This window comes from Arthrobacter sp. P1_D4 (assembly GCF_056406115.1).
The window spans coordinates 1-478 of the sequence record NZ_JBFUAU010000058.1; the positions used below are offsets into that span (position 1 = coordinate 1).

General features: G+C 60.9%; 2 tRNA genes. Both read left to right on the forward strand.

The annotated features are described in order from the left end of the window. Positions 1 to 38: 38 nt before the first annotated feature. A tRNA-Met gene (locus AC1D0A_RS21995) sits at positions 39 to 112 on the forward strand. A 255-nt stretch (positions 113 to 367) separates the two neighbouring features. Next, positions 368 to 441, forward strand: a tRNA-Met gene (locus tag AC1D0A_RS22000). Positions 442 to 478 lie beyond the last annotated feature (37 nt).

Here is a 478-nt window from a genome sequence, read left to right on the forward strand (position 1 = left end):
CCGGAAACTAGGGAACTAGGGTAGAGTTGATCAAGCGACGCGGGGTGGAGCAGTTCGGTAGCTCGCTGGGCTCATAACCCAGAGGTCACAGGTTCAAATCCTGTCCCCGCAACTGGAGAAAAGGTCCGGAACACTGGAAACAGTGTTCCGGACCTTTTGCTTTAAGCCGCTGGGGACGGTCCGGAAGCCGGAAACCGGGAAACCGGTCATAGGACAAAAGGGGCGACCCCTTGAGCGGCCCGGCCCGCAGTCCATCGACCTGGATGGGCCGGACTGGACGCCAGCTGGGCCGGACTGGACGCCAGCTGGGCCGGACTGGGCACGTGGTCAGGGCGGTCCGGAAACTAGGGTAGAGTTGATCAAGCGACGCGGGGTGGAGCAGTTCGGTAGCTCGCTGGGCTCATAACCCAGAGGTCACAGGTTCAAATCCTGTCCCCGCAACTGGAGAAAAGGTCCGGAACACTGGAAACAGTGTTCC